Source organism: Paraburkholderia sp. RL17-337-BIB-A (assembly GCF_046025895.1).
In the GTDB taxonomy this organism is placed as follows: Bacteria; Pseudomonadota; Gammaproteobacteria; order Burkholderiales; family Burkholderiaceae; genus Paraburkholderia; species Paraburkholderia fungorum_C.
Genome location: NZ_JARESY010000001.1, coordinates 4284757 through 4310556, shown reverse-complemented (window position 1 = coordinate 4310556; position 25800 = coordinate 4284757). Strand labels below are relative to the sequence as shown.

Here is a 25800-nt window from a genome sequence, read left to right as displayed (position 1 = left end):
GTTAAAGTAATCTCTGAAAAATATTCTTTATCGAGATACCCGCAATGCATACTGTATCGCTTGAATCCGAGAGCAATATCACGATGCTTGCGACAAAAAAAGCCCGGTGCTTTCGAACCGGGCTTTCTAACGTACATCCAGACGCAGACACGATTACTGCACCACCACCGTCCCAAAGTTCTGTCGTCCAAACGGACTCACGTGATAGCCGCTCACGTTCGTGCGCGCGATCGCCGCCGCAGTCGGATAACCCAGCGGAATCCAAAGCGCCTGATCGTGGATGATCTGCTGCGCCTGTTCATACGCCTTCGCGCGTTTGGCCTGATCCGGCGTTGCCTTGCCGTCGGCGATCAGCTTGTCCAGATCCGGATCGCAGAAGCGCGCGAAATTGATCCCCGACTTCACTGCATTGCAACTGAAGAGCGGCGACAGATAGTTATCCGGATCGCCGTTGTCGCCGGCCCAACCCATGAACAGCGTGTCATGCTGTCCTTGTTTGGCCTCCTTGATCAGCTCACCCCATTCGATCACCTTCACATCCGCCTTCACGCCGATCTTTGCGAAGTCGGCTTGCAGCAGTTCGGCGCCGGCCTTCGGATTCGGGTTCAGCACGCTGCCGTTCGGACGCACCCAGATCGTCGTCTCGAAGCCGTTCGGATAGCCCGCGTCCGCGAGCAGCTTCTTCGCCTTCGCCGGATCGTACGGCCACGCCTTCACGGCCTTGTCGTAGCTCCACGTGTTCGGCGGATACGGATTGACCGCCGGTGTCGCGGTGTTGTCGAAGATCGCCTTCAGGTACGTGGTGCGATCGAACGCCATGTTCAGCGCGGCGCGCACCTTCTGGTTGTCGAGCGGCTTCTTCTGTGTGTTCAACGCGACGAACGCAGTCATGAACGCGGGCGTCTGCACGATGGCGAGCGACTTGTCGCCCTTCGCTTCGGCGAGATCTTGCGGCTTCGGCGACAACGCGATCTGGCATTCGCCGGCCTTCACCTTTTGCGCGCGCACGGTGGCGTCCGGCGTGATCGCGTAAATCAGGCGGTCGATCTTCGGTTTCGGGCCCCAGTAAGTCGGGTTCACGTCGTAGCGGATCACGGCGTCTTTGGTATAGCTCTTCAATTCGAACGGACCGGTGCCGATCGGCTTCGAATTCAGGTCGATCTGCTTGCCGGCCTTGAGCAACTGATCGGCGTATTCAGCCGAATAGATCGAGGCGAAACCCATTGTCAGGATCGACACGAAGGTCGCGTCCGGCGCGTTGAGTTCGAACTTGACGGTGTTGTCGTCGACCTTGCTGATCGACTTGATCAGCTTCGGCAAGCCCATCGATTGCGCATGCGGGAAGCCGCTCGCGCCTGCTACCTTATGCCACGGATTGCTGTCGTCGAGCATGCGGTCGAATGTGAAGACGACGTCGTCGGCATTCAGCGCGCGAGTGGGTTTGAAGTAGTCGGTAGTCTGGAACTGCACGTTCGGGCGCAGATGGAACGTGTAGGTGAGGCCGTCGGTGCTCACTTCCCACTTGTCGGCCAACGCGGGCACCACTTTCTTCGCGGCCTCGTCGTACGAGACCAGCGAGTTGAAGATCACGTCGGCTGACGCATTGGTCGTCACGAGCGAATTGAACTGCACGACATCGAAGCCGTCGGGGCTCGACTCGGTGCAGACGGTCAGCGGCTTGGCGAGCACGAGCGCGGGCGCCGTGAACAGTAAGGCGGCTGCGAGCAGTTTGAAGCGCATAGGATCTCCCATAACAAGCGCAGTCAGGCACTGCGTCTGGTGGTGTGGTTGTATTCGGTTGACGGGTGAACGCACCGGTGATCGGTGGCCGGTCTGGCCGTCGTCTTTATTGTGATACGTTTCCGGCGCTGGCGCATGGTTTGGCTGCTATAGCCCATGCGCGTCTCGGCCTTCGCGAAAGCTTATCGAAGGGTGGTTGCGGCGACAACAAATTAATCCGCATATCCATATGGGCAGCGGGAGTCGCTGTGCGGGGCACGGCCTCGCGCAGTGGCTTCCCCAAGGTAGTCTCCAGGCGGCGTGTGGCAGTGGCTTCGCCCAAGGTCGTCTCAAGGCTGCGTGCAGCAGTGGCTTCGCCCAGGGTCGTCTCCAAGCGGTGTGTGGCAGTGGCTTCGCCCAAGGTCCTCTCCAGGCGGCGTGCGGCAGTAACGCGGCTAATGCGAGCGTCAGGCGGCGCTACTCGGTGGCCAGGGCTTTGCGCCAGCGCTCATGATGCGACCGCGCGCCCGAGCAGATAACCGATGCCGTCAATCGCGCGCACGCCGTACCACGACACCAGTTCCCCATCGATCAACTCAATGCGCTTGCCGGCGAGACGCGGATCGCGCTTCAGCGCGTCGCAATGCGCTTGCGTGAAGCGATACGGCTCGCTGGAGAGCAGTATGCGATCGATGCCGGCTAGCCACGGCGCGTGATCGAAGTCGAGCGTGGGATAACGCGCGGCGCCTGCCGGTCCGCCTTCCACATCAGGTAGCGTCTGCCAGTTCACGAGCCGCAGCATCGCCGAGATATAGGTATCGCGTGCGACTGTCATCCACGGCTCGCGCCAGATCAGATACAACACGTTTTGCGTGGGAAACGCCTGCGCGGCGGCTTCGCGCAGACGCGCTTCGAGCGCCTCGCTCAAGCGCTGCGCCTCTTGCGCGCGGCCGAAAATCGCGCCCAGCAATGAGTACAGCGAGAGATTGTCCTGCGGCGTTAGCGGATGGGTGACGACGATATGCGGCACGAACGCGCGCAACTGCTCGACGGTATCGCGCTCGTTCTCGTCGATATTGACGATCAGATGGGTGGGCCGCAAAGCACGAATCGCATCGATGTTGACGGCCTTCGTGCCGCCGACCTTGCGCACCTGCCGCACCTTGTCGTGCGGATGCACGCAAAAACCGGTGCGCCCGACGATCTGCCTGTCGAGCCCCAAAGCGAACAGCAATTCGGTGATGCTCGGCACCAGCGAGACGATGCGGACATTGGCGCCGGAGGGGGGCGCGCCGCGCGTATCGACGCCCGACCCAGGAGCGCCGCGCGTATCGACGCCCGACGCATAGGCGCCCGCCATTTCGTGCGCGACGCCGGCTGCATCGACCGCACGCGGCTGCATGATTTATTCGGCGACGACGCGGGGCTTGCGCGGCGCGCGTTCGAACGCGAGGTCGTAGAGCCGGCGCGGCAGCACATGCAGCAGCGCCGCCACGATGCGCATCTGCCACGGAAACACGGCGAAGCGCGTCTGCCGTTCGACCGCGCGGGTGACCTTCACCGCGAAGCGCTCGGCGTCCATCAGGAACGGCATGGTGTACGGGTTGTGCTCGGTCATCGGCGTGCGGATATAGCCGGGCGCGATGGTGACCACGCCGACGCCCAGCGGCCGCATCTCGACGCGCAACGCTTCCAGATACTTGAGCGCGGCCGACTTCGACGCGCTGTACGCGCCCGACCCCGGCAAGCCACGCACGCCGGCGACGCTGGCGATCCCGACCAGCGTGCCTGTCTTCGCGGCGGCCAGCGCGGCGGCGAACGGCTCGAAGGTGGCGACCATGCCGAAGTAGTTGACGTCCATCACTTCGCGGAAGGTGCGCAGATCGCCGTGCCCGGTGACCGCGCCGCGGCTGATGCCGGCATTGGCGATCACGACGTCCGGCAAACCGTGTTGCGCGATGAACTGCGCGGCCGCTTCGGCGAGCGCCTCGGCGTCGCGGACGTCGACGGAATAGATGGAGATGGAATGCTGCGGATGGGACTGCTGGAAAGCGGCGAGGGCGTCGCCGCGGCGGGCAACCAGGCCGAGAATCGCGCCGCGCCGCGCATATTCGGCGGCGAGCGCGAGGCCGATGCCACTCGAGGCGCCGGTAATGAAAACCTTCAGGGGTGAACTCATTCCGGCGTCTCGGCTATTACATCTTCTTGGCGCGGATCTGCTGCACCAGATAGTCGAGGACCTGGATCGTGCCCGGCAGGCTGTCGGTCGCGGCCGGGCCGGTTTCGTACTTGCCCTGCACAGCCAGCGTCGGCACGCCGTCGATCTTGTAGTCGTCGAGCAACTTCTTGTCTTTCTGCAGCGCGCTTTGCGTGGAGAACGAGTTGTACGCGTCCATGTACTTCTTCGGATCGACGCCGTTCTTCGCGAGGAATTTGGCCTGATCTTCCGGAGTCAGCAGGTAGTCCTTGTTGACGTGGATTTCATTGAAAACCTTCGGCGTGAGTTGAGCAGCGAGCCCGAATGCGTCGAGCGCGTGGTACATCTTCGAGTGCGGAATGAAGTCGTCGCGGAAGGCAACCGGTACGCGCTTGAACACCACGTCCGGACCTTGCTTCTTCGCCCATGCTTCGAGGAACGGGTTGAATTCATTGCAGTGCGGGCAACCGTACCAGAAGAATTCGGTGACTTCGATCTTGCCGGCCGGCACGTCCGTAGGTTGCGGCGTGGGCAGCACGGTGTAGTCCTTGCCGGATACCGGCGCGGCAGGCGATGCATGCGCCGTGGCAGCAACCAGGCCCAGCGAGAGGAACAGAATGCTCAGCAGTTTTTTCATGTGTTGTCGATCCAAGTAGGCGGTAAAGCGGTGACGCCACGCAATGCCCGTCACCGTTTCCAGATTCGGCGTTAGACGCTCTAGTCGTCCGTTGTGCTTGTGACACGCGCCGCACGCCGATGGTTCGGCGGCGGCGCGTCCCTGCAAATCACCGTTGTTTATTGTTGGTTTATTGCTTCGTGAAGCGGATCACCGCGGTATCCACGCCCGCGTCGGACAGACGCTGACGGCTCGAATTCATGTCTTCGAACTTCGAGAACGGCCCGATGCGCACACGGTAATACGTCACGCCGCCTGCATCGCGCTGCGTAACCTTCGATTCGAAGCCCTGGAAGGCGAGACGCGCACGCTGCTGCTCGGCATCGGCCGACGTCTTGTAGGCGCCCACTTGCAGGAAATAGCCGGTGTTCGCATCACCAGGCGCCGGTGCCGCGCCCGAACCCGCCTTGGCGTTGGCAGCCGCGCTGGCCGACGTGTTCTTCGGCGCCGAGCCTGCCGCGGTGGCGGCCGGTGCGCTGGAGACCTGCGGCTTTTTCGCCGGCACGGCGGCCGTGCCGTTGTCGTTTTCCGGCGCGGGTTTCGGTGCGACTGCCGTACCGTTCGCATTGCCGCTTGCGTTGCCGTTTGCCGGCGGCACTTCGACGATCTGCGGTTCTTCCAGCATGCCGGACTGCGTCTGCGGGTTGGTTTGACCCGGTGCGGTGTTCGGCGGCGCCGGTTGTGCGGCTTGCGGCACCGGCAGGCCCGGCGTCTTGCCTTGCAGCGGACGGTTCGGGTCGTATTGCTGCGCCTGGCTCGCGCCGGTGTCGGGCGTTGCCGGCGGCGCGACCTTCGAGACGAACGGCGTGGGCGCACGGGTGATATACAGCGCCACCACTACCGCGATCGCGAGACCGACGATCAGGCCCAGCACGATGCCGAGAAAAGTCCCCCCGGTTTGTTTCGATTGCGATTGCTTTGTTGTGCGGCGTGGTTTTGCCATCGTATGAATCACCTGCAAAAAGAATCCAGGAACGGCCGTCGATTATAACGACGGCCGCATGCATGTTGCGCCGGAGGACTTACATCTTGACGGGAGCGGAGACGCCGATCGTCGCGAGACCGTTGGCCAGCACCTGGCGCGTGGCCGCAAGCAGCGCGACGCGCGCATTGCGCTCGGCGGCGTCGTCGACCAGCACGCGTTCGGCTCTGTCATTGTAGAACGAGTGGAATTCCCCGGCGAGGTCGCGCAAATAGAACGCGACCGCGTGCGGCGCGAGTTCGTCGGCCGCATGTTGCAGCATGTCCGGGAACTCGGCGAGCTTGTTCAACAGGGCCATGGCGCGTTCGCTGGTGAGCGGCGAGACGTCCACCTCCGCCAGCGTGCTTTCGTCCGTGTTGTAGCGCGCCCTGGATTCGGCGATGACCGAGCAGATCCGCGCATGCGCATACTGCACGTAGTGCACTGGATTTTCGTCGTTCTGTTTCAACGCCAGGTCAATGTCGAACACGAATTCCGTATCGGCCTTGCGCGAAATCAGGAAGAAGCGCACGGCGTCGCGGCCGCGGCGAATTGTCTCTTCGTCGATCAGATCGACGGCGGCTTCCGAGCCCGGCGTCGCACCGCCTGACCATTCGATCAGGTCGCGCACTGTCACATAACTGCCGGCGCGCTTCGAAATCTTCACCTCCTCGCCGTTGCGCATCACCGTGACCATCTTGTGCAGGATGTAGTCGGGATAGCCCTTCGGAATACCTATGCCGAGACCTTGCAGGCCGGCGCGCACGCGCGCGATCGTGCCGTGGTGGTCCGAGCCCTGAACGTTGATGACCTTGGTGAAGCCGCGCTCCCACTTGGCGACGTGATAGGCGACGTCCGGCACGAAGTACGTGTAGGTGCCGTCGCTCTTGCGCATCACGCGGTCTTTGTCGTCGCCGTCGTCGGTGGTGCGCAGCCACAGCGCACCTTCCTGTTCGTAGGTCTTGCCGGCGGCGATCAGCGCCGCGACGGTTTTCTCGACGCGGCCTTCCTTGTACAACGACGACTCCAGGTAGTACTGGTCGAACTTCACGCCGAACGCCTGCAAGTCCATGTCCTGCTCGCGGCGCAGGTAGGCCACCGCGAAGCGGCGGATCGCTTCGAGATCTTCGACGTCGCCCGCGCCCGTGACGGGCTCGCCGTCGCTCGCGGCAACCGTGGCGCCATTCAGATAGTCTTTCGCGATATCGGCGATGTACTCGCCGTTGTACGCCGAGGCCGGCCAGCCTTGGTCGCCCGGGGCGATGCCGCGGGCACGCGCCTGGGTGGACACGGCGAGCGTGTGAATCTGCACGCCGGCGTCGTTGTAATAGAACTCGCGGTGGACGTCATAGCCTTGCGAGGCCAGCACGTTCGAGAGCGCGTCGCCGAGCGCGGCCTGGCGGCCGTGGCCGACGTGCAGCGGACCGGTCGGGTTGGCCGAGACGAATTCGATCAGCACGTGCTTGCCGGCGTCGCGCTGCGAGCGGCCGAAAGCATCCTTTTCAGCGAAGACGGCGGCGATCACCGCTTGCTTGGCGGCCGCCGCGAGGCGCAGGTTGATGAAGCCGGGGCCGGCGACTTCGGCGGCCTCCACGAGACCCTTGGCCTGCGGCTGCGCAAGCAGCGCGTCGACGATCTGTTGCGCCAGCTGGCGCGGGTTGGCACGCAGCGGCTTGGCGAGTTGCATTGCCACATTGCAGGCGACGTCGCCGTGCGCGGCGACCTTGGGACGCTCAAGCGTGATGGTGGGCGAGACGAAGGCGGCTTCGCTCGCGCCCTGGGACGCAAGCGCCACTTGTTTCACCGTGTCGGCGAGCAGTGTTTCGAGGGTATGTTTATGTGCGGGCAGCATGCTTGTTGCGAGTCCAGTGAGGCAATCCGGTGATGCGGAAGAGGCGCCGGCCGCGCGCGAGGCGCAACCGATTCGTCAGAAGCGTGGAAAGCGGCGATACACCCGCCGGGACGCGCCGGGGCACATTGGGCCGTCATCAGGCACGTTGCGTGCAACGCTTTAGCGCGGTGCGGCGACATGACGAGACGCTTGCTGCTGCGGCCTGGCGCGGCGGCATGTGGGTTGCGGCCAACCGGGCCAGCCATGCCGCCTGCGTTACGCCGCGCGCAGTGCATTGCGGCGCGCTTTTCCGTCCAGACGGATTTTAGCAGGTGCTAATATGTTCAATGAGATGCCCAACAAGGGCCGTGGCCGCCGTATCTGATCGGTGTGTCAACGTAACGCGCGCCGGCCGCCGATTTCGGGCTGCCCGAGCGTCGATCGAACATAACGAAAAAGGGAACAGTCATGTTGATTACTTTCAAATGTCGGGCCTGCCCGGACGTGATGATGCTGGAGAACCTTGCCCAGTACCTCGTCGGCATCGTCGGCAAGCGGCTGGGTGAACGTGGCGTGATTACCCACGACGAACTTGCCGTCGCGATCAGCAAACTCGAGGCGGCGATCAGCTTCGACAAACAGGAACGTGCCGAGCACGATGGCCATTTCCACGAAGGCGAAGACGGCCACGAGCATCATGAAATTCCGCCGGGACTCGCGCAGCGCGCGTATCCGTTCCTCGACATGCTGCGTGCCGCGCAGAAGGAAAACTCGGATATCGTCTGGGGCATCTGATGCTGGCGTTGCACGCGTGCGGTGGCGCCCGCCACGCCGGCAGGGTGAGGCAGCGCTGAGCGCGGGAACCCAGAGCGAGCCGTGCTCAGGCAGCCTCGATGCAATTTTGACGCACCCATGAAAAGAGCCCACGCTGAGCGGGCTCTTTGTCGTTTACCGCACTGGATCGACCGACGTGGCCGTCCTGCTTACTGGCTGGCGGCGTCCGCCGGGGCGGCCACCGGAGCCGACGCACCCTTCTTCATTTTCGTCTTCTTCGGTTTCTTGACGTGCTTCGCGACCGGCGGCGAATACGAACTGACCGCACTGGAACCGGCAGGCGCGGCCGGTTGCGCCTGCGCGACCGAAGCGCCAGCGGCAAGCGAAACAGCAGTCAATAACAGCGTCAGCTTCTTCATACGATTCTCTCCGTTGACGATTGCAATTAGATAAGCCGACGCATTTTGGCCGCGTCTGGCGGGTTGAAACCATTTTCAGTCTACAAAGCCGAAAATTACACTGCCGCAAATCTTCAGCCTAGCGTGCCCGATATAGTAGGTTGCCCGCCCAGCAAGGCTTACAGCAAAGGTGCCAAGGCTCGTTCAGCGTCTGTTTTCGACAGCGACATGCGGTTTGCGTAATCTTCCAACTGGTCCTGGCCGATCTTGCCGACCGAGAAATAGGTGCTGTCCGGATGCGCCAGATAGAAGCCGGACACGCTTGCCGCCGGCAGCATGGCCAGCGATTCCGTCACGCTCATGCCGATTTCGGTGGCTTGCAGCACGTCGAACATGTCGCGCTTCACGAGGTGATCCGGGCAGGCCGGATAGCCCGGCGCCGGACGGATGCCACGGTACTTTTCGGCGATCAGGTCTTCGTTCGAGAGCGTTTCCGCACTCGCGAAGCCCCACAGGTCGCGGCGCACGCGCGCATGCAGTGCTTCGGCGAAGGCTTCGGCGAAGCGGTCGGCGAGCGCCTTCAGCATGATCGCGCTGTAGTCGTCGTGATCTTTTTCGAACTGCTTTTCCTTCACGTCCACGCCGAGCCCAGCCGTGACCGCGAACATGCCGATGTAGTCGGCCACGCCCGAATCCTTCGGCGCGATGAAGTCGGCGAGCGACCGGTTCGGCCGCATCACGCCGTCCACCACCGGCCGCACGCTTTGCTGGCGCAGGTTGCGCCACGTGAGCGCAACTTCCGAGCGTGATTCGTCCGTGTAGATTTCGATGTCGTCGTCGTTCACCGTGTTGGCCGGCAGCAGCGCGATCACGCCGTTAGCTTGCAGCCAGCGGCCCTGGATCAGGCGCGAGAGCATCGACTTGCCGTCCAAAAACACGCGGCGCGCCGATTCGCCGACGATCTCATCGTTCAGGATCGCAGGGTACGGGCCGGCGAGGTCCCAGGTCTGGAAGAACGGACCCCAGTCGATGTAGTTCGCCAGCTCGTTCAGATCGAAGTTCTTGAACACGCGGCGGCCGATGAACTTCGGCTTGACCGGCTGGTAGCCTGCCCAATCAACCTTGGTTTTGTTCGCGCGGGCTTCGGCGAGCGTGACCATGGGCAACGCTTTCTTGTTGGCGTGCTGATCGCGGATGCGGTCGTAATCGGCCTTCAGATCTTCCACGTATTTGGCCGCACCTTCGTCGGACAGCAGGCTCGACGCCACGGAAACCGAGCGCGATGCATCCGGCACGTACACCACCGGGCCTTCATAGTGCGGCGCGATCTTCACGGCGGTGTGCACGCGCGAGGTAGTCGCGCCGCCGATCAGCAGTGGAATCTTCTTCACGCGGAAGTAGTCGTCGCGCTGCATTTCCGAGGCGACGTAGGCCATCTCTTCGAGGCTCGGCGTAATCAGTCCCGAGAGGCCGATGATGTCCGCGCCCTCGACCTTTGCCTTTGCGAGAATGTCGTTGCACGACACCATCACGCCCATGTTGACCACTTCGAAGTTATTGCACTGAAGCACCACCGAAACGATGTTCTTGCCGATGTCGTGCACGTCGCCCTTCACGGTGGCGATGACGATCTTGCCTTTCGCGCGCACGTCGGCGCCGGCTTCGGCGAGCAGCTTCTTTTCTTCTTCGATGTACGGGATCAGATGCGCGACGGCCTGCTTCATCACACGCGCCGACTTCACGACTTGTGGCAGGAACATCTTGCCCTGACCGAACAGGTCGCCGACGACGTTCATGCCGTCCATCAGCGGGCCCTCGATCACGTTGATTGGACGGCCGCCGGCCGCGGCGATCTTCGCGCGCACTTCCTCGGTGTCTTCGACGATGAAGTTGGTGATGCCGTGCACCAGCGCATGCGACAGACGCTTCTCGACGGGCTGGTTACGCCATTCGAGGTTCTCTTCCTTCTTCGCGGCGCCGGTCTTGAACTTGTCGGCGATTTCCAGCAGACGATCGGTGCCGTCTTCACGGCGATTCAGCACCACGTCTTCAACACGCTCGCGCAACTCCGCATCGAGATCGGCATACACGCCGAGCTGACCCGCGTTGACGATGCCCATGTCCATCCCCGCCTGAATCGCGTGATAGAGGAACACAGTGTGGATCGCCTCGCGCACCGGATCGTTGCCGCGGAACGAGAACGACACGTTCGAGACACCGCCGCTGATTTTTGCGTACGGCAGGTTTTCCTTGATCCAGCGCGTCGCGTTGATGAAGTCGACCGCGTAGTTGTTGTGCTCTTCGATGCCGGTTGCAATCGCGAAGATGTTCGGATCGAAGATGATGTCTTCGGGCGGGAAGCCGACTTCGTTCACGAGGAAATCGTAGGAGCGCTTGCAGATCTGCGTCTTGCGTTCGAACGTATCGGCCTGGCCTTGCTCGTCGAAGGCCATCACCACCGCGGCCGCACCGTAACGGCGGATCAGGTTCGCGTGATGGCGGAACGCTTCTTCGCCTTCCTTCAGCGAGATGGAATTGACGATTGCCTTGCCTTGCACGCACTTCAGACCGGCTTCGATCACTTCCCATTTCGATGAGTCGATCATGATCGGCACGCGCGCGATATCCGGCTCCGAGGCAATCAGATTCATGAAGCGGACCATCGCCGCTTTCGAATCGAGCATGGCCTCGTCCATGTTGACGTCGATAATCTGGGCGCCGTTTTCGACCTGCTGCCGCGCGACCGCGATTGCGTCGTCGAACTGGTCGTTCAGGATCATTCGCGCGAACGCCTTCGAACCGGTCACGTTGGTGCGCTCACCGACGTTGATGAAGAGCGTCCCTGAGGTGACGTTGAACGGCTCGAGGCCGGAAAGACGCATGGTGTGATCGGTCATGGCGTAGGTACGTTTCGGTTGCGTGCGTTTCGGTTGCGTGCGGTCACGTGCGTCGGGTTCGATCGCGGAAGAGCGGCAGCTCGAGAACGAGCCGTCGGACTCAGGCTGCGTCGCGGTATTGGGTCGACCATTGGCGCGGCTTTATTTCGGCCAGCGCCTTGGCAATGGCCGCAATATGCTCCGGCGTCGTGCCGCAACATCCGCCGGCGACATTCACGAGACCTGCCTGGGCGAACTCTTTCAGCAATCCCGATGTATCCGCCGGCAGCTCGTCGAAGCCCGTATCGCTCATCGGATTCGGCAAACCGGCGTTCGGATAGCACGACACATAGGTGTCGCACAGCTTTGCCAGTTCCGCAATGTACGGGCGCATCAGCGCCGCGCCCAACGCGCAGTTCAGACCGAACGTGAGCGGCCTGGCATGACGCAGTGAGTTCCAGAAGGCCTCGACGGTTTGTCCCGAGAGAATCCGGCCCGATGCATCGGTGACGGTGCCCGAGATCATGATCGGTAGACGCTCGCCGGTGTCTTCGAACAGTTCGTCCAGCGCGAACAGCGCGGCCTTGGCATTGAGCGTGTCGAAAATCGTTTCGACGAGGAACAGATCGCAGCCGCCGTCGAGCAACGCCTTCGCCTGCTCGTAGTACGCGGCGCGCAGTTCGTCGAAGGTCACGTTGCGCGCGCCCGGATCGTTTACGTCAGGGGAAATGCTCGCCGTTTTCGGCGTCGGTCCAATCGCGCCGGCGACAAAGCGTGGCTTGTCCGGCGTCGAGTATTTGTCGCAGGCGGCGCGCGCCAGCTTCGCGGATTCGAGATTCATCTCGACGGCAAGGTCTTCCATCCCGTAGTCGGCCTGCGCAACCGTGGTGGCGCCGAACGTGTTGGTCTCGAGGATGTCCGCGCCCGCCGCGAGATACTGCTCGTGAATCTCGCTGATGATCTGCGGTTGGGTAATCGACAGCAACTCGTTGTTGCCTTTGATGTCGCGCCCATAGTCCTTGAAGCGCTCGCCACGATAGCGGGCCTCGTCGAGTTTGTAGCGCTGGATCATCGTGCCCATTGCGCCGTCCAGGATCAGGATGCGCGACTTGAGCAGCGCGGGCAACGCCGCGCCGCGCGTGTAGGCGGCGTCGGGACGGACTGGCGTGGCGGTTTGAGCAGGCTGGTTCATGGCGGACGTGGGCTTGCGCCGGCTTTTTCGGGTTTTCGGGAAACCTGTCATTGTAGCCGCTGCGGGGTGGTTTCGCCGGGCGCGGGCCGGAGAGCGGCGTGGCTGTGGCCGTTATGGCATGAGACGGTCAGCAAAGAAAACGGCCCAGTCAGGTGAAAACCTGCTGGGCCGTGTCATTACAGCTGACCGACTTGTAAATGCCGCCGGCTGAGCCGGTCGGCGCGGTCGATATATGTCGCCAAACCGTTACGCCAAACCCTTCAGTTAGTGAAGGATCACCGGTTGATGCATCAAGCTGTCGAACTGCCCGAGGAATTCGTCTACTTCATCCAGCGACGGTTCCTCTTCGATCAACTTTTGCACATGCTCGCGAAAACGCGCCGCCATTGCGCCGTCAATGTAGATTTCGCGCTGCATGTTCTTGTCGACGATCTCGTAGCCACCCGACTTCATGGCCAGCGGACCTTCCTGTGGCGGGAACTCGACGACACAATAGTTGGGGCTGTTGTAGATCATTTGCATGGCGACACTCCTTATTTCCGTTGGCTCCTGGCCATTCCTGCGCCATAGGTGGAGCTTGTGGTGTGGAATTCAAGGGGTGGGTCCGGATTGACGCTTGTAAAGTTCCGAACCTACCGGTTAGACCGGCCTTTCAAGAAACGTTTCAAGCAGTGCAGCAAAACGGTGAGATTGCTCGATGGGCGCAAGATGAGCGGCCTCGAGCAGTTCGAACTGCGCGCCTTCGATGGCGTCTGCTATTGCCTGCGTAGCAGCAGGTGGCGTGCCCGTGTCGTGACGGCCCGCCACGGCCAACGTCGGGCGACGGATTGTTCCCAGCTTACTGCGTACATCGAAATCGCGCAGCGCTTCGCACGCCATGGCGTAGCCTTCTGACAACGTATGGCTTAGCACATCACGGATCTGCTCGACTGCTTCGGGATGCGCTGCCTGAAAATCAGGTGTCAGCCAGCGGCTCAATGTCGCGGGCACCAGTGATGTCACGCCGTTCGTGCGCACCGCCGCTGCGCGTTGATCCCATACCGCGCGGGCCTCAGGCAAGGTTGCGCCGGCGGTGTCGGCAAGGGTCAGCGTATCGATGCGCGACGGATGGTCCAGCGCGAATTGCTGCGCGATCATGCCGCCGATCGACATGCCGACAATATGCGTGGTGGGTGCGTCAAGTGCATCGAGCAACTCGACGAGATCACTGGACAGATCGGCAATGGCGAAAGGCTCGCTCGCTACCGCTGTTTCGCCGTGGCCCCGCACGTCGTAGCGCAACACGGTGTAGTCGTCGCGGAAATAGCCGGCGAGCTGGTCCCACACAGACAGATCGCCGCCGAGTTGATGAATGAACGTCAGCCACGGGCCGCCGCCCTCATTGCTCAGTACATAGCGCGTCTCGATGCCGTTGATTTTCACTTGCATGCGGGCTCCTTGGAGGGGAACGCAGTGGATGGGCCGTTTGCGCGCGCTTCTGCCGTCGTCACGAGATATACGCGGCGGCGACCGCGCGAACGGTTGCAGCTCTTGTGCGAGTGAGTCCTGTCGCGGAAGTTTCAGCGACCTGTTCGAGACCCTACTCGCTGTCAGGGCTTCTCGGGCTGATTGCCGGGAACGGTTTCGGGCGTATTTGCGGGGGTGGCGGTGGGGGGCCGGGTTGTCGAATTGTCTGGCGAAGAATTGCCGGCGTTATCGGTGCTGCCAAGGCCATTAGAGCTACCAGAGCTACCAGAGCTACCAGGACCAGCAGCGGCACCAGAGCCGCTGGTGCCTTCGGCGCTGGTCGCCGGACTACCGGCGTCGTCCGCATTGAGCTTGCCGCGCCACACCAATTCAAATTCTGTGCCGTTCGGCTCAGTCTGCATGATGCGCGCGGGCAGCCAGCCGAGCGACGGCGCGAGCCATACGTCGATGCGACGTAGATCGCCGTCATGGCGAGGCAAGCGTTTGAAGTGGCGCGTCTCGAGGTAACCCTGCGCGGTGCGGATCGTCTCGTCGCCGATCGTCTCGACGGGCCAGTTCTCGCCACTGTTGCTATCTACCACGAAGAATTGCCGCGTCACGCCCGGCTTGTAGGCGGCGGGGTCGCCGCGCACGAGGCTGGCGAGTTGCATCACCATGCTGAATCGGTCTTGTGCGCCGTCGGGCAGCGGCAGCGAGGCCGGTGTCCGCGTGAAGGCGATCTTTTTGTCGGTGCGATTGAAAATCGCCACGTCTTCCGGACGATGGCCGCGCTTTTCGATGTACTGATCCGGCGCGAGGCCGAATGCGTCGATGCGGCCATGGCTCGAATACACGAACGTGCCGACGAACGGCAGCGGCACGGAGACGACCATCTCGTAGCTCTGGGCGTTGCTCGTCCAGTGGATCGTGCCGGGCTGATTGCGCACGCCGTTGTAAAACGTGTCATATGCCAGTTCTCCAGATGGCGGTACGGAGAATTTCACGCCCGCTGAAGCCTGGGGCGCGCTGGCGGCGGGGGCGCTGGCTGCGCCGGTGGCGTTTGCGCCCGCATTGGCGTTGACATCGGGGGGGCTCGCTGCGGCCGATGCGCTCGCGGCGGCATCCGATGCGGCCACGACCGCGGGCGTCTGCCTTGCCGGTTGCGTCGCCGTGAGCACATGTTCACGCGGCTTGCTCGCGGCGGGCTTATGCGCCGGGACTGGCGTCGCGGGTTGCGGCACGTCGGCGGCGGGTTTGCGCTCGATGCGTTCGGGTGTCAGCAGTGCGACCTGCACGGGGACGCGTTCCTTGTCCGACGGATTCAGCGTCGCGCGGTTGCGCTCGACCCATTGCGCCGCAATCCAGTGCAGGACGGCCACCACCAGCAGAACGGCAAGCCATCGCCACACCCGCAAACCGGCGCGCGGCCCGGCGGGCGGCGTGCGATCAGAGCGGCGTGTGGCAGAAGGTGAGGACATGGGCGAATGAATTCGAACGGACGGTTGGTAACGGGATAGGCCGGAGGTGCTCACGGAGCGCCGCGCGTGGCGGCAACCGTAAGAGCCGTCGAGCAGGAGCGCCGAATAGGCAGCGATCGGTTTCGACCGCCCGCCGGCGAACGATGTTCCCGGACTCAGTCCATCCTCAGCGCATCGGCATATCGGCATTGGCGCATCGGCGCATCGGCATCAGCACATCAGCGCGGCGCCGCACTATAGCCCAGTTCGTACGAAAGCTTCTGCGCACATTCGCGCAGCGCTGAATCGATCTCGCCACCCCAATGGATGTCGAACGCGCCTTCGTGACCGAGCGCGGTCAGGCCGAGCGCGAGGTCGCCGGTCGAGTCGAACACCGGCATGCAGAATGCGTGGATGGTCGGCAGCAACATGCCTTCCACACGCGCTGCTTCGTGCTGCCGCACGTCGGCCAGCACCCGTTCGACCTCGTCCCGCGTGCGCGGGCCGCCCATGTGCGAGGAACGGCGCGAATCGGCCAATTCGCGCTCGAGCATCGCGGCGGTCTTGCTCGCCGGCAGATAGGCGGCAAACAGCAGACCGGTGGCGGAGCTGAGCAGCGGCATCACGTCGCCGAGCTTGAGCGACGCCTTGGCGGGATGGCTCGATTCCATCCAGTGAACCATCGTTGGCCCCTGATTGCCCCACACTGCGATGCCCACTGTCAGATCGAGCCGGTCGCGCAGTTCGGCAAGCGCAATGCGCGCGAGCTTCACGCCATCGACGCGGGCAAGCCGCGCGAGCCCCAATTGCAATGCGAAGCCGCCCAGTTCGTAGCGACCCGACAGCGGATCCTGCGCCACGACGCCGAGGCGCAGGAAACTCACGAGGTAGCGGTGTGCTTTCGCCGGACTCATGCCCGCACGTTGCGCCAGATCGCGCAGCATCATGGCGCGCGGTTCGTGGGTCAGCACCTCGAGCAATCTAAAGCCGACTTCGATCGACTGGATGCCGGAGCGCAGCTTTTCCTCGCCAGTCTCGACGTTTTCGTCATCGGATTCGGGTGCTTCGAGCGGTTCGGCGGAGCCGGTGTCGGTACGGATCGCGCCGGAGCGGGCAATTGGAGGCATGAGCGAGGCGCATGGAGCGCGTTCAAAAGACAGTGAGAAAGGAGTGTCGGGCGAGGCTCCCCGTCGAGCCCGGCTACCGGGTTTGCGACCGGACCCGACAAGCAGACCCGACAGCCTGGTCTGGCCGTCGGCCATAAGTGGAGTGCGGCAGCCACCGCCGCCGCAGTCCAACACGTCCACTGGACGACACTACTTGGGCCGCGCCGATTCACCATCGTAGAATAGATTCCTTCTATCGTCACTAACGGTTCACTCCTCTATGAAACTTGCCACGCTGAAGGACGGCACGCGCGACGGCCAGCTGATCGTCGTGTCCCGCGATCTACACACCGCGGCCGTCGCCGACGCGATCGCGCCCACCATGCAGCGCGTGCTCGACGACTGGGCCTTCTACGCGCCGCAACTGCAGGACCTGTACGACGCGCTCAATCAGGGCCGCGCGCGCAACACTTTCCCGTTCGAGGCCAAGGAATGCATGGCGCCGCTGCCGCGCGCGTTCCAATGGGCCGACGGTTCGTCGTACGTGAACCATGTGGAGTTGGTGCGCCGCGCGCGTGGCGCGGAAATGCCGCCGGAATTCTGGACCGATCCGTTGATGTACCAGGGCGGCAGCGACGACTTCATCGGCCCAAAAGACGACGTACTGTGCGCATCTGAAGAATTCGGCATCGACTTCGAAGCGGAAGTCGCCGTGATCACCACCGACGTGCCGATGGGTGCCACGCCCGATCAGGCACTCCGGAGCGTGCGTCTGGTGACGCTCGTCAACGACGTCTCGCTGCGCAATCTGATCCCCGTCGAGCTCGCGAAGGGCTTCGGCTTTTTTCAGAGCAAGCCGGCCACGTCGTTCGCGCCGGTCGCGGTGACGCCTGACGAACTCGGCGAGAGCTGGCGCGAAGGGCGCGTGCATCGGCCGATGATCGTCCACTGGAACAACAGGAAGGTCGGCCAGCCGGACGCCGGCACCGACATGGTGTTCCACTTCGGCCAACTGATCTCGCATGCGGCGAAAACGCGCAACCTGCGCGCCGGCGCGATTGTCGGCTCGGGCACGGTGTCGAACAAGGATGCGAAACGCGGCTACTGCTGCATCGCTGAAAAGCGCTGCCTCGAGACCATCGAGCACGGCGCGCCGCAGACCGAATTCATGAAGTTCGGCGATACCGTGAGAATCGAAATGTTCGATGAAGCAGGCAAGTCGATTTTCGGTTCGATCGATCAGGGCATCGCGCCGCTGGATTGAGGCGCTGGTTTTGCGCGGTACGCGGAGCCAAGATCGCGACCCCACGCGCTTCGCCCTCTACGAAAGGGTTTCGCCCGATGCCGCCGCCACAACGCGCCGCTACACTGACTGGCGCGGCGGCGGCGGCCTCGGGGTAGCGACTGTCCGTTGAGTGCGAAACGAGTGTGAATCAGGGCGAACCAACGTGAACCAACGCGAAGCAGCACGTACACCGCGAAGCGGCACGTAATTAGAACCCAGGCAGGATACAAGCAGCACAGCAGGACACAAGCAGGACGGCAGGACACAAGCAGGACGGCAGGACACAAGCAGGACGGCAGGACACAAGCAGCAGATCGGCAGTCCATCAAAAACGAAAAACCGACGTGAGGAGACAGCATGCCGCGATTTGAATCCTTTGAACGAAAAACCCAACGCGCTCGCGCATCGAACGTACGCGCAACAACGACTCGCGCATCGAACAAGCGCGCCACGACATTGCGGCGTGGCATCGCCCGCCTGGCCGCCGCGCTGTGTGCCACGCTACCCGCCATCGCTCTCGCGCAAGTGAAGATCGGCCTTGTGCTGTCGCTGACCGGACCGGCCGCGTCGCTCGGCATTCCCGCGCGCGATACCGCCACGCTGCTGCCCAAACAGATCGGCGGCCAGAGCGTCGAGTACATCGTGCTCGACGACGCTTCCGACACCACGCAGGCCGTGCAGGACACCAAGAAGCTGATCTCCGAGAATCACGTCGACGCGATCATCGGCTCGTCGATCACACCGAATTCGCTTTCGATGATCGATGTGGTGGCCGATGGCGAAACACCGATGATCTCGCTGGCCTCGTCGGCGAAAATCATCGAACCGGTGGATGCGAAACGCCACTGGGTCTTCAAGACTCCGCAGACCGACGCGATGATGGCATCGGCGATCGCCGAGCACGCCAGTGCGCACGGCGTCAAAACCATCGCGTTCATCGGTCAGGCGGATGCGCTCGGCGAGACCTTCTACACCGAGGTCGCCAAATTCGCGCAGTTGCATCACATCAGCATGGTGGCGAGCGAGCGCTTCAATCGCACCGATCCGAGTGTGACCGGCCAGGTCCTGAAGATTCTCGCGACCCATCCGGATGCGGTGGTGGTCGGCGCGGCCGGCACGCCGGCCGCGTTGCCGCCGAAGACGCTCAGGGAGCGCGGCTACAAAGGGCTGATCTATCACAATCATGGCGTCGGCAATAACGACTTCCTGCGCGTATGCGGCGCCGATTGCAACGGCACGTTCCTGCCCGCAAGCCCGGTACTGGTCGCCGCGCAACTGCCGGCAGACCATCCGGCCAAGCGCCTCGCGCTCGACTACATCACGCGCTTCGAAGCATTGCGCGGACCGGGCAGCGTGTCGGCGTTCGGTTCGTACACGTGGGACGCCGGTATGCTGCTCGGCAACGCGATCCCGATCGCGCTCAAGGCCGGCACGCCCGGCACGCCGGAATTTCGCCGTGCATTGCGCGATGCGCTGGAAGCGACACACGGTCTCGCGGATACTAATGGTGTGGTCAACATGAGCGCCACGGATCACCTCGGGCTCGATCAACGGGCGCGTGTGATGGTCGAAATCAAGAATGCGAAGTGGGTTTATCAGCCGCGCTGAGTTTGCACTGAATAGGCGCCGGTTTCGTGTTGACGTAGCGCCGAATGTGCCGAAATGTGCCGAATGCACCGAATGCACCGAATGCACCGAATGCACCGAATGCACCGAATGCACCGAATGCGCGGAATGCGCCAAAGTGCCACTAGGCCAACGGTTTCAACAGACGTACCGATAGACGGATTGCATACCATGTCTCAGGCACCACACCGTAACGACGCGTTTTACGCGCACTACCAGTCGCTGCAACTGCACCGCCATCCACACGGCGTGCTCGAAGTCGTGATGAGCGGCGAGGGCGCGAACAAAAGCGGACTTGCCACCGCCAACGCGCGGATGCACTTCGAACTCGCCGAAGTCTGGCGCGACATCGATCGGGATCCCGAAACACGCGTGGCGATCATTCGCGGCGAGGGTAAGGGCTTTTCGGCCGGCGGCGACCTGCAACTGGTCGAAGACATGGCGACTGATTTCGACGTCCGCGCACGCGTGTGGCGTGAAGCGCGCGATCTGGTCTACAACGTGATCAATTGCAGCAAGCCAATCGTTTCGGCGATGCACGGGCCGGCCGTCGGCGCAGGCCTCGTCGCCGGACTGCTCGCCGATATCTCGATCGCAACGAAATCGGCGCGCATTATCGACGGTCACACGCGTTTGGGGGTCGCCGCCGGCGACCACGCGGCCATCGTCTGGCCACTCCTGTGCGGCATGGCGAAAGCCAAGTATTACCTGCTTCTGTGCGAGCCGGTAAGCGGTGAAGAGGCCGAGCGGATCGGTCTCGTGTCGCTTGCCGTCGACGAAAGCGATCTGCGGCCCAAAGCATTCGAAGTCGCGCAAAAACTGGCCAACGGCTCGCAAACGGCGATTCGTTGGACCAAGTACGCGTTGAACAACTGGTTGCGCTCGGCAGGGCCGGCATTCGATACGTCGCTGGCGCTGGAATTCATGGGTTTCGCCGGGCCCGATGTGCGCGAAGGCGTGAACTCGCTGCGCGAGCGGCGCGCGCCGGATTTTGGCGGCGCGGACCCGTGGCGTGGGCAACCGCGGCACGCGCCGGGCGATGGGCGTTCCTGAAACCGGAGACCGGCGCGTATTGCGCAAAGCCCCGCCGGTCGGCACCTGAGCTGCGGCGCGAGTGGGCAAACGGCAGCCGAAACTAAGCGCGGTTCGCAGCGCCACGCGCGGTATGATCGAATCAGACGCGCGCGGGATGGCGCTATTTCCTTCCCCTTATGCAGCGAGGCGACAAGCATGACCGATACACCTGGCACTACGCCGCCGTTTCCCGGCTTTCCCGGTTTTCCGCCCGCTGAAATGCTCGAACAGATGTGGGGCATGATGCGTCTCTCGCCGTTCGGTTCGGCATTCTCGGGCGCGCAGGCTGGCAGCAGCCTCGGGCCGTCGCTGTCGATGATGTCCGACATGATGGCGCCGCTGACCAACGTCGAAGAACTCGACAAGCGCATCACCGACATGCGTGCCGTCGAGCAGTGGCTCAAGCTGAATCTGAACATGCTGCAGTCCGCCATTCAGGCGCTCGAAGTGCAGCGCGCCACGCTCGCGACGCTGCGTGCGTTCGGCGCGTTCGCACAGTCGTCGATGGCGCAGCCCGCTTCGGCGACTGCCGCGCCGAGTCCCTCGCCGACTGGCTGGCCGCATCCGGAAGCCGCATCGGCTTCGACCGGTGCGAGCTCATCGGCCGCGCCCGAGCCGGCAGCCGACGAAGGCGAGGCCGCCGCCGCGACGCCGCCGTTCGACGCCTCCGCCTGGTGGAATCTATTGCAATCGCAGTTCAATCAGATCGCCCAGTTTGCGGTGGCGCAGCCAGGTGCGGCAGCCGCCGTATCAGGCGATTCGGACACGGACGCGCCGGAAGGTGCGTCCGGCGCTTCGGCCGCGGCAGGCAAGGCGGCCGAGGCGCCGGATCAGGCTGCGGCAGACGCAGGGCCCGCAACCAGACGGCCGGCGGCGAAGCGGGCCGCGACATCGACTTCAACGTCCGCGAAGCGCACAGGCAGTTCGAGCGCTGGCCCGCGGGCGGCGAAAAAATCTATTTAGCGGCGGGAATGGAGTCAAGCAGCGCCACCCACCCGGCGGGCGGCGCAGAGACCATTGGTCTGGGCGGCGCAAACGAGTAGAATTTGCCGCCTGTCATGGTTTTGACCCCGATCGTCGGCGACACTCCGCGGAACGGGTGGTTTATTGAGAGAGGTCAATCGGGCGCGGGAATTGCTGCTCTTGGGGCAGGGATTCGTAAAGTCAGCGTGCTATCATTGTGTAAGCTTCATTTGGCTTTTGGGCGTGCGCGAAAAACAACCAATCCAGCCGCCCTTGCTCCATTTCGCCGCCGGTTACCCGGCGCAGGGCTGGACGGTGCGGATTCATCGCAACCTGGCTCGACTTCAGGCATAGGGTATCCCTCACCCACGGTTGGCCGCGTAGCGCGTAACTTCTGGTTAGCAGCGCCGCGCAAACGGCTGGACTTCTTTGCCGTCCGGTGCATCTAGCCGGCAGATTACCGCGTAAAATTGAATGCTTGGCCGATAAACGGCGCACAACACGGTGCGTTTAGTTCGTCATCAGCAAAAGTACTACACGTAGTAGTTACAGACACAGACAGTATGCGCAGAACAGGGGTGGGACTATGAACACCATGCTTTATCCGGAACTTTATAAATCGCTCGAATCCGTTCGATGGGACATGGAGAAAGACATTCCCTGGGACAAGTTCGACGCATCGCTATTGACCGACGAGCAGGCCGCGACGATCAAGATGAATGCGATCACCGAATGGTCGGCGTTGCCCGCCACGGAAATGTTCCTGCGTGACAACCATCACGACAGCGATTTCTCCGCGTTTATGAGCGTGTGGTTCTTCGAGGAACAGAAGCATTCGCTGGTGCTGATGGAATATTTGCGCCGCTTCAAGCCGGAAATGTGCCCGACCGAAGAAGAACTGCACGCAGTGCGCTTCGAATTCGATCCAGCGCCCCCGCTCGAAACGCTGATGCTGCACTTCTGCGGCGAAATCCGCCTGAATCACTGGTATCGCCGTGCGGCCGAATGGCACACCGAGCCGGTCATCAAGGCCATCTACGAAACCATTTCGCGCGACGAAGCGCGTCATGGCGGCGCGTATCTGCGCTACATGAAGAAAGCGATGGTGCAAACCGGCGATATCGCGCGCGCTGCGTTCGCCAAGATCGGTGTGCTGATGGCATCGGCGCGCCGCACCGAAAAGCCGCTGCATCCCACCAACCTGCACGTGAATCAGGCGCTGTTCCCGCGCGACACGATTCAATCGCGTTTGCCGGATCCGGAATGGCTCGAACGCTGGCTCGACGAACAGATCCGTTTCGACGACGGCTGGGAAAAGAAGGTGGTCGAGCGGATTCTGCACAACCTGTCAATTCTGTTCGAGCGCACGTTCAATACGGCGCAGGAATTGAACCGTTATCGCAAGGAAGTCGTCGCGCGCTTGCAGGCCGCTCAGAAGTCGGCGGAACAGCCGGCTTGATGGGTTCCGGTTCGCGGGGTTAAGTCTGCGGTTTGAGTCCGATCCGGCGCTAGCGCCGCGAACCGGTTAAGGTTTTTAAGAACGGCCCGGCAGGCGTGAGCTTGCTGGGCCGTTTTGCTTCATGCCGTTCGTCGTGTATCGTGGCGGCACTTCTATTTTCTTCGCGACTCCGTCATGGCCGCCATTTTTGAACGCAAGATTTTTTCGCGAGATGGGTTGGTGAAGCTTCGCGCTTCGATGCCTGCGCCGGTTGTATTTACCAACGGCGTGTTCGACATCCTGCATCGCGGGCATGTGACTTATCTTGCCGATGCGAAAGCGCTCGGCGCTTGCCTGATTGTCGGCGTCAATAGCGATGCTTCCGTGCGCATGCTGGGCAAAGGGGACGACCGGCCAATCAACAACGAGGCCGATCGGATGGCGTTGCTGGCGGCGCTGGAGAGCGTCGATTACGTGGTTTGTTTTGGCGAGAAGACGCCCGTGGAGCTGATTTCGGCGCTGCGGCCGGACGTGCTCGTCAAAGGTGGCGACTACGACATGGATGTGTTGCCCGAATCGGCCATTGTGCGAGGCTGGGGCGGCAAGGCTTTGGCGATTCCCTTCGAGCATGAGCGCTCGACCACCGCGTTGCTGAAGAAGGTGCGGGCGCAGGGGTGATCTTTACTGCGACAGCGCCGATGCCGCTACCGGCGCAGCCGGCACCGGGCCGCCTACTACCGCCTGGTCGGCGGCTTCGGCAGCTGTAACGGGCTGCACCTTTAACCATTCTGCATGGAACTGGCGGTTCAGATGGTTCGGCTCGCGGCCGCCGGCTGTGGGCGTCGGGCCGAATACGCCGCGCATCGCGACGAATGCCAGCATGTTGGCAAGAAACAATATGGCGATCAGCCAGCGCAGCATCGTTAGTATTCCCCGTCCATAAGTTCAGCTGTCGTTATCCGTATAGTCGCGGCTCAGGCGTCGCGTTCCATCGCGCGTTCGGCAGCAATCAGCGCAAGTCCCGACAGCACCAGCGAATCGTGGCGAGTATGCGGCACTTTGAGCGCACTTGTCACTTCGTCCACCGCGCCGCCGTTCACCACGAGGCGCACCGGCACCTGCCATTCGTCCTGCAAGTCGCGCCACATGCGCTCGATCAAACCGGCTTGCGCCAACGTGCATCCGGCCGACAACGACCGCGGCGTGTCGGTCGCGAAGAATGGGCCGTCGCGTTCCCGCTCCGACGGCGTGGTCGCGTCGAGCAAGCCGCGCGCCGCCGTGGCGTCGAGTGTCGGCAGTTGCGCCGTGTGCTCGCCGAGCGAGCGCATCATCAAGGTCCAGCCAGGCGCAATCAGGCCGCCGACAAAGCAGCCGTCCGCACGCAGCGCTTCGAGCGTGGTGGCGGTGCCGAAGGTCGCAATGAGCAGATTCTCGCCGGGAAATGCCGCATGCGCCCCGATCAGGCCGGCCCAGCGGTCGCTGCCGAGCGCATGCGGCGTTGTGTAGCGATTAGTCACACCACACTGCTGCGCGCTGGCGCGGATCGTCGTGCGCGGCAGGTGCGGCCAGCGAACGTCGAGGAGTGCGGCAATCCGCGCAGCGACACTTTCGCCCGCGACGTTCGATATCCACGCGCTGTCCGGAGCCGGCACATTCGACCAGTCAGGCTGGTCAGCGCCGCCGTGCGTGAGCGCCCCGGCTACGATTGGCGCACCGTCCGGCTGAACCAGCGCCCACTTGATGCGGCTATTGCCCGCGTCGATCAACAGATAAGGCGCGCCGCTCGTCATGCAGCACCGTCGGCCAGACGCAGCGAGACGTCACCGGTCGCGACGCTCAGGCGGCCCGCCGCCGTGCTGAGCAGCAATTGCCCGAGTTCGTCGACACCCGTCGCCACGCCGCGCGCCAGTTCCCGGCCTTGTTCCAGCAGCACGACTTCGCGGCCCGCATAGGCGTGCACGGCGTTCCAGCGCGCCTGGAACGGCGCGAAGCCTTCCGCGCCGAAGCGCTGCAATGCAGGTTCGAGCGCGTTCAGTTCCGCCGCCAGCGTGTCGGTGAGGTTCGCATTCGGCAGCGCGCGTTGCAGCGCGGTGGGCACGGTGCCGCGCGCTTGCGCCGGCACGTTCGCGTTCAGCGCGCCGACCTTGGCGGCGAGTTCGTCCGCGCCCTTCACATTGGTACCGATGCCGATCACCACGGCGCTCGCGTCATCCGTGCTCCATGCGGTTTCGATCAGGATGCCGGCCAGCTTGTCGCCTTCGAGCAGGACGTCGTTAGGCCACTTCAGTGCGATCTGTCCAGGACCCGCGACCGGCAACGAGCGCAATCCGTCGACCAGCGCCACGCCCACCGCGAGACTCAATCCCGCCAGCCCTTCGAGCGGACGCGGCAGCACGCACGCCACCGAAAACAGCAGCGCATTGCCCGGCTCCGCGTACCATGGGCGGCCACGCCGGCCGCGGCCGGCGGTTTGCAGATACGCGACCCGCACGATCGGCCTTGGCAGCGCGTCGGCTTTGCGCGGCAATGCCTTGACGCGCGTCATCAGGTCGGCGTTGGTCGAGCCGGTTTCCTCGACGATTTCGATCGGCCAGTCGTGCGCATGCGGACCGAATAGCGCGACGGCGCGCTCGCGGTCGATACGCCAGTCGGAAGCCGCGGCGGCTTGGGGTGGGGTCTTGGAAGCGTTCATGTCTCATATTGTAGCGACAGCGAACGCTGCGAGCCCGCGAGCACGGTTCATCCGCCGCGCCTTCGTTACAATGGCCTCAATCCGATAAC

At 63.1% G+C, this 25800-nt stretch carries 23 protein-coding genes; 7 read left to right on the top strand and 16 right to left on the bottom strand.

The genetic code is table 11. The features are described from left to right. Positions 1 to 153: 153 nt before the first annotated feature. The 6 genes from P0D84_RS19250 to argS all read right to left on the bottom strand — a co-directional run bounded on the left by P0D84_RS19250 (position 154) and on the right by argS (position 7405). Complete coding sequence (locus tag P0D84_RS19250) at positions 154 to 1740, bottom strand: ABC transporter substrate-binding protein (protein ID WP_408338955.1); 1587 nt, start codon at positions 1738 to 1740, stop codon at positions 154 to 156. Positions 1741 to 2227: 487 nt separating this feature from the next. Then, positions 2228 to 3121 (bottom strand): cobalamin-binding protein, encoded by an 894-nt coding sequence (locus tag P0D84_RS19245; RefSeq protein WP_408338953.1) that lies wholly within the window; start codon positions 3119 to 3121, stop codon positions 2228 to 2230. A 3-nt stretch (positions 3122 to 3124) separates the two neighbouring features. Continuing rightward, a complete protein-coding gene (locus P0D84_RS19240; RefSeq protein WP_408338951.1) occupies positions 3125 to 3898 on the bottom strand; it encodes an SDR family oxidoreductase in 774 nt (257 codons plus the stop codon). Between the two features lie 16 nt (positions 3899 to 3914). Continuing rightward, entirely contained in the window at positions 3915 to 4553 is a 639-nt protein-coding gene (locus tag P0D84_RS19235; RefSeq protein WP_408338949.1) for a thiol:disulfide interchange protein DsbA/DsbL, read from the bottom strand. 169 nt (positions 4554 to 4722) lie between these two features. Next, positions 4723 to 5553 (bottom strand): SPOR domain-containing protein, encoded by an 831-nt coding sequence (locus P0D84_RS19230; protein ID WP_408338947.1) that lies wholly within the window; start codon positions 5551 to 5553, stop codon positions 4723 to 4725. 61 nt (positions 5554 to 5614) lie between these two features. Continuing rightward, positions 5615 to 7405, bottom strand: a complete 1791-nt coding sequence (gene argS, locus P0D84_RS19225; RefSeq protein ID WP_408338945.1) for an arginine--tRNA ligase — start codon at positions 7403 to 7405, stop codon at positions 5615 to 5617. Positions 7406 to 7852: 447 nt separating this feature from the next. Between argS and P0D84_RS19220 the strand changes: the two genes are divergently transcribed. Next, positions 7853 to 8179 carry a DUF1840 domain-containing protein gene (locus P0D84_RS19220; RefSeq protein ID WP_408338943.1) on the top strand — a complete coding sequence of 109 codons (327 nt, stop codon included), beginning with the start codon at positions 7853 to 7855 and terminating at the stop codon, positions 8177 to 8179. Between the two features lie 188 nt (positions 8180 to 8367). On the opposite strand, the gene P0D84_RS19215 is transcribed toward P0D84_RS19220, so the two are convergent. The 7 genes from P0D84_RS19215 to P0D84_RS19185 form a co-directional block, all read right to left on the bottom strand. Continuing rightward, the gene (locus P0D84_RS19215; RefSeq protein ID WP_408338941.1) at positions 8368 to 8577 is read right to left on the bottom strand and encodes an acid-shock protein; all 210 of its coding nucleotides are present in this window, start codon (positions 8575 to 8577) and stop codon (positions 8368 to 8370) included. Between the two features lie 158 nt (positions 8578 to 8735). Beyond that, positions 8736 to 11516, bottom strand: coding sequence for a methionine synthase (metH, locus tag P0D84_RS19210; RefSeq protein ID WP_408339896.1), 2781 nt, complete (start codon positions 11514 to 11516; stop codon positions 8736 to 8738). A gap of 37 nt (positions 11517 to 11553) precedes the next feature. Beyond that, complete coding sequence (locus P0D84_RS19205; RefSeq protein WP_408338939.1) at positions 11554 to 12624, bottom strand: homocysteine S-methyltransferase family protein; 1071 nt, start codon at positions 12622 to 12624, stop codon at positions 11554 to 11556. Positions 12625 to 12888: 264 nt separating this feature from the next. Beyond that, positions 12889 to 13146 (bottom strand): BTH_I0359 family protein, encoded by a 258-nt coding sequence (locus P0D84_RS19200; protein WP_007179533.1) that lies wholly within the window; start codon positions 13144 to 13146, stop codon positions 12889 to 12891. 117 nt (positions 13147 to 13263) lie between these two features. Further along, positions 13264 to 14052: an alpha/beta fold hydrolase gene (locus P0D84_RS19195; protein ID WP_408338937.1), complete on the bottom strand. Its 789-nt coding sequence runs from the start codon at positions 14050 to 14052 to the stop codon at positions 13264 to 13266. A 161-nt stretch (positions 14053 to 14213) separates the two neighbouring features. Next, the gene (locus P0D84_RS19190; protein WP_408338935.1) at positions 14214 to 15548 is read right to left on the bottom strand and encodes a DUF3108 domain-containing protein; all 1335 of its coding nucleotides are present in this window, start codon (positions 15546 to 15548) and stop codon (positions 14214 to 14216) included. A 218-nt stretch (positions 15549 to 15766) separates the two neighbouring features. Then, complete coding sequence (locus P0D84_RS19185; RefSeq protein WP_408338933.1) at positions 15767 to 16654, bottom strand: IclR family transcriptional regulator; 888 nt, start codon at positions 16652 to 16654, stop codon at positions 15767 to 15769. A gap of 259 nt (positions 16655 to 16913) precedes the next feature. Here P0D84_RS19185 and P0D84_RS19180 point away from each other — a divergent pair, with 259 nt between their 5' ends. The 6 genes from P0D84_RS19180 (at position 16914) to rfaE2 (ending at position 23697) form a co-directional block, all read left to right on the top strand. Continuing rightward, positions 16914 to 17897, top strand: a complete 984-nt coding sequence (locus P0D84_RS19180) for a fumarylacetoacetate hydrolase family protein (RefSeq protein WP_408338931.1) — start codon at positions 16914 to 16916, stop codon at positions 17895 to 17897. 378 nt (positions 17898 to 18275) lie between these two features. Continuing rightward, positions 18276 to 19526: an ABC transporter substrate-binding protein gene (locus P0D84_RS19175; protein WP_408338929.1), complete on the top strand. Its 1251-nt coding sequence runs from the start codon at positions 18276 to 18278 to the stop codon at positions 19524 to 19526. Positions 19527 to 19715: 189 nt separating this feature from the next. Further along, the gene (locus P0D84_RS19170) at positions 19716 to 20597 is read left to right on the top strand and encodes an enoyl-CoA hydratase/isomerase family protein (protein ID WP_408338927.1); all 882 of its coding nucleotides are present in this window, start codon (positions 19716 to 19718) and stop codon (positions 20595 to 20597) included. Between the two features lie 177 nt (positions 20598 to 20774). After that, positions 20775 to 21581 carry a PhaM family polyhydroxyalkanoate granule multifunctional regulatory protein gene (locus tag P0D84_RS19165; protein ID WP_408338925.1) on the top strand — a complete coding sequence of 269 codons (807 nt, stop codon included), beginning with the start codon at positions 20775 to 20777 and terminating at the stop codon, positions 21579 to 21581. Positions 21582 to 22167: 586 nt separating this feature from the next. After that, entirely contained in the window at positions 22168 to 23040 is an 873-nt protein-coding gene (locus P0D84_RS19160) for a ferritin family protein (RefSeq protein ID WP_408231716.1), read from the top strand. A 174-nt stretch (positions 23041 to 23214) separates the two neighbouring features. Continuing rightward, positions 23215 to 23697: a D-glycero-beta-D-manno-heptose 1-phosphate adenylyltransferase gene (gene rfaE2, locus P0D84_RS19155; protein ID WP_408338923.1), complete on the top strand. Its 483-nt coding sequence runs from the start codon at positions 23215 to 23217 to the stop codon at positions 23695 to 23697. 3 nt (positions 23698 to 23700) lie between these two features. On the opposite strand, the gene P0D84_RS19150 is transcribed toward rfaE2, so the two are convergent. The 3 genes from P0D84_RS19150 to P0D84_RS19140 are packed head-to-tail and all read right to left on the bottom strand — an operon-like array spanning position 23701 to position 25711. Further along, entirely contained in the window at positions 23701 to 23940 is a 240-nt protein-coding gene (locus P0D84_RS19150) for a hypothetical protein (protein ID WP_408338921.1), read from the bottom strand. A gap of 53 nt (positions 23941 to 23993) precedes the next feature. Then, positions 23994 to 24809 carry a type III pantothenate kinase gene (locus P0D84_RS19145; protein ID WP_408338919.1) on the bottom strand — a complete coding sequence of 272 codons (816 nt, stop codon included), beginning with the start codon at positions 24807 to 24809 and terminating at the stop codon, positions 23994 to 23996. Further along, complete coding sequence (locus P0D84_RS19140) at positions 24806 to 25711, bottom strand: biotin--[acetyl-CoA-carboxylase] ligase (protein ID WP_408338917.1); 906 nt, start codon at positions 25709 to 25711, stop codon at positions 24806 to 24808. The genes P0D84_RS19145 and P0D84_RS19140 overlap by 4 nt, the downstream gene beginning before the upstream one ends. Positions 25712 to 25800 lie beyond the last annotated feature (89 nt).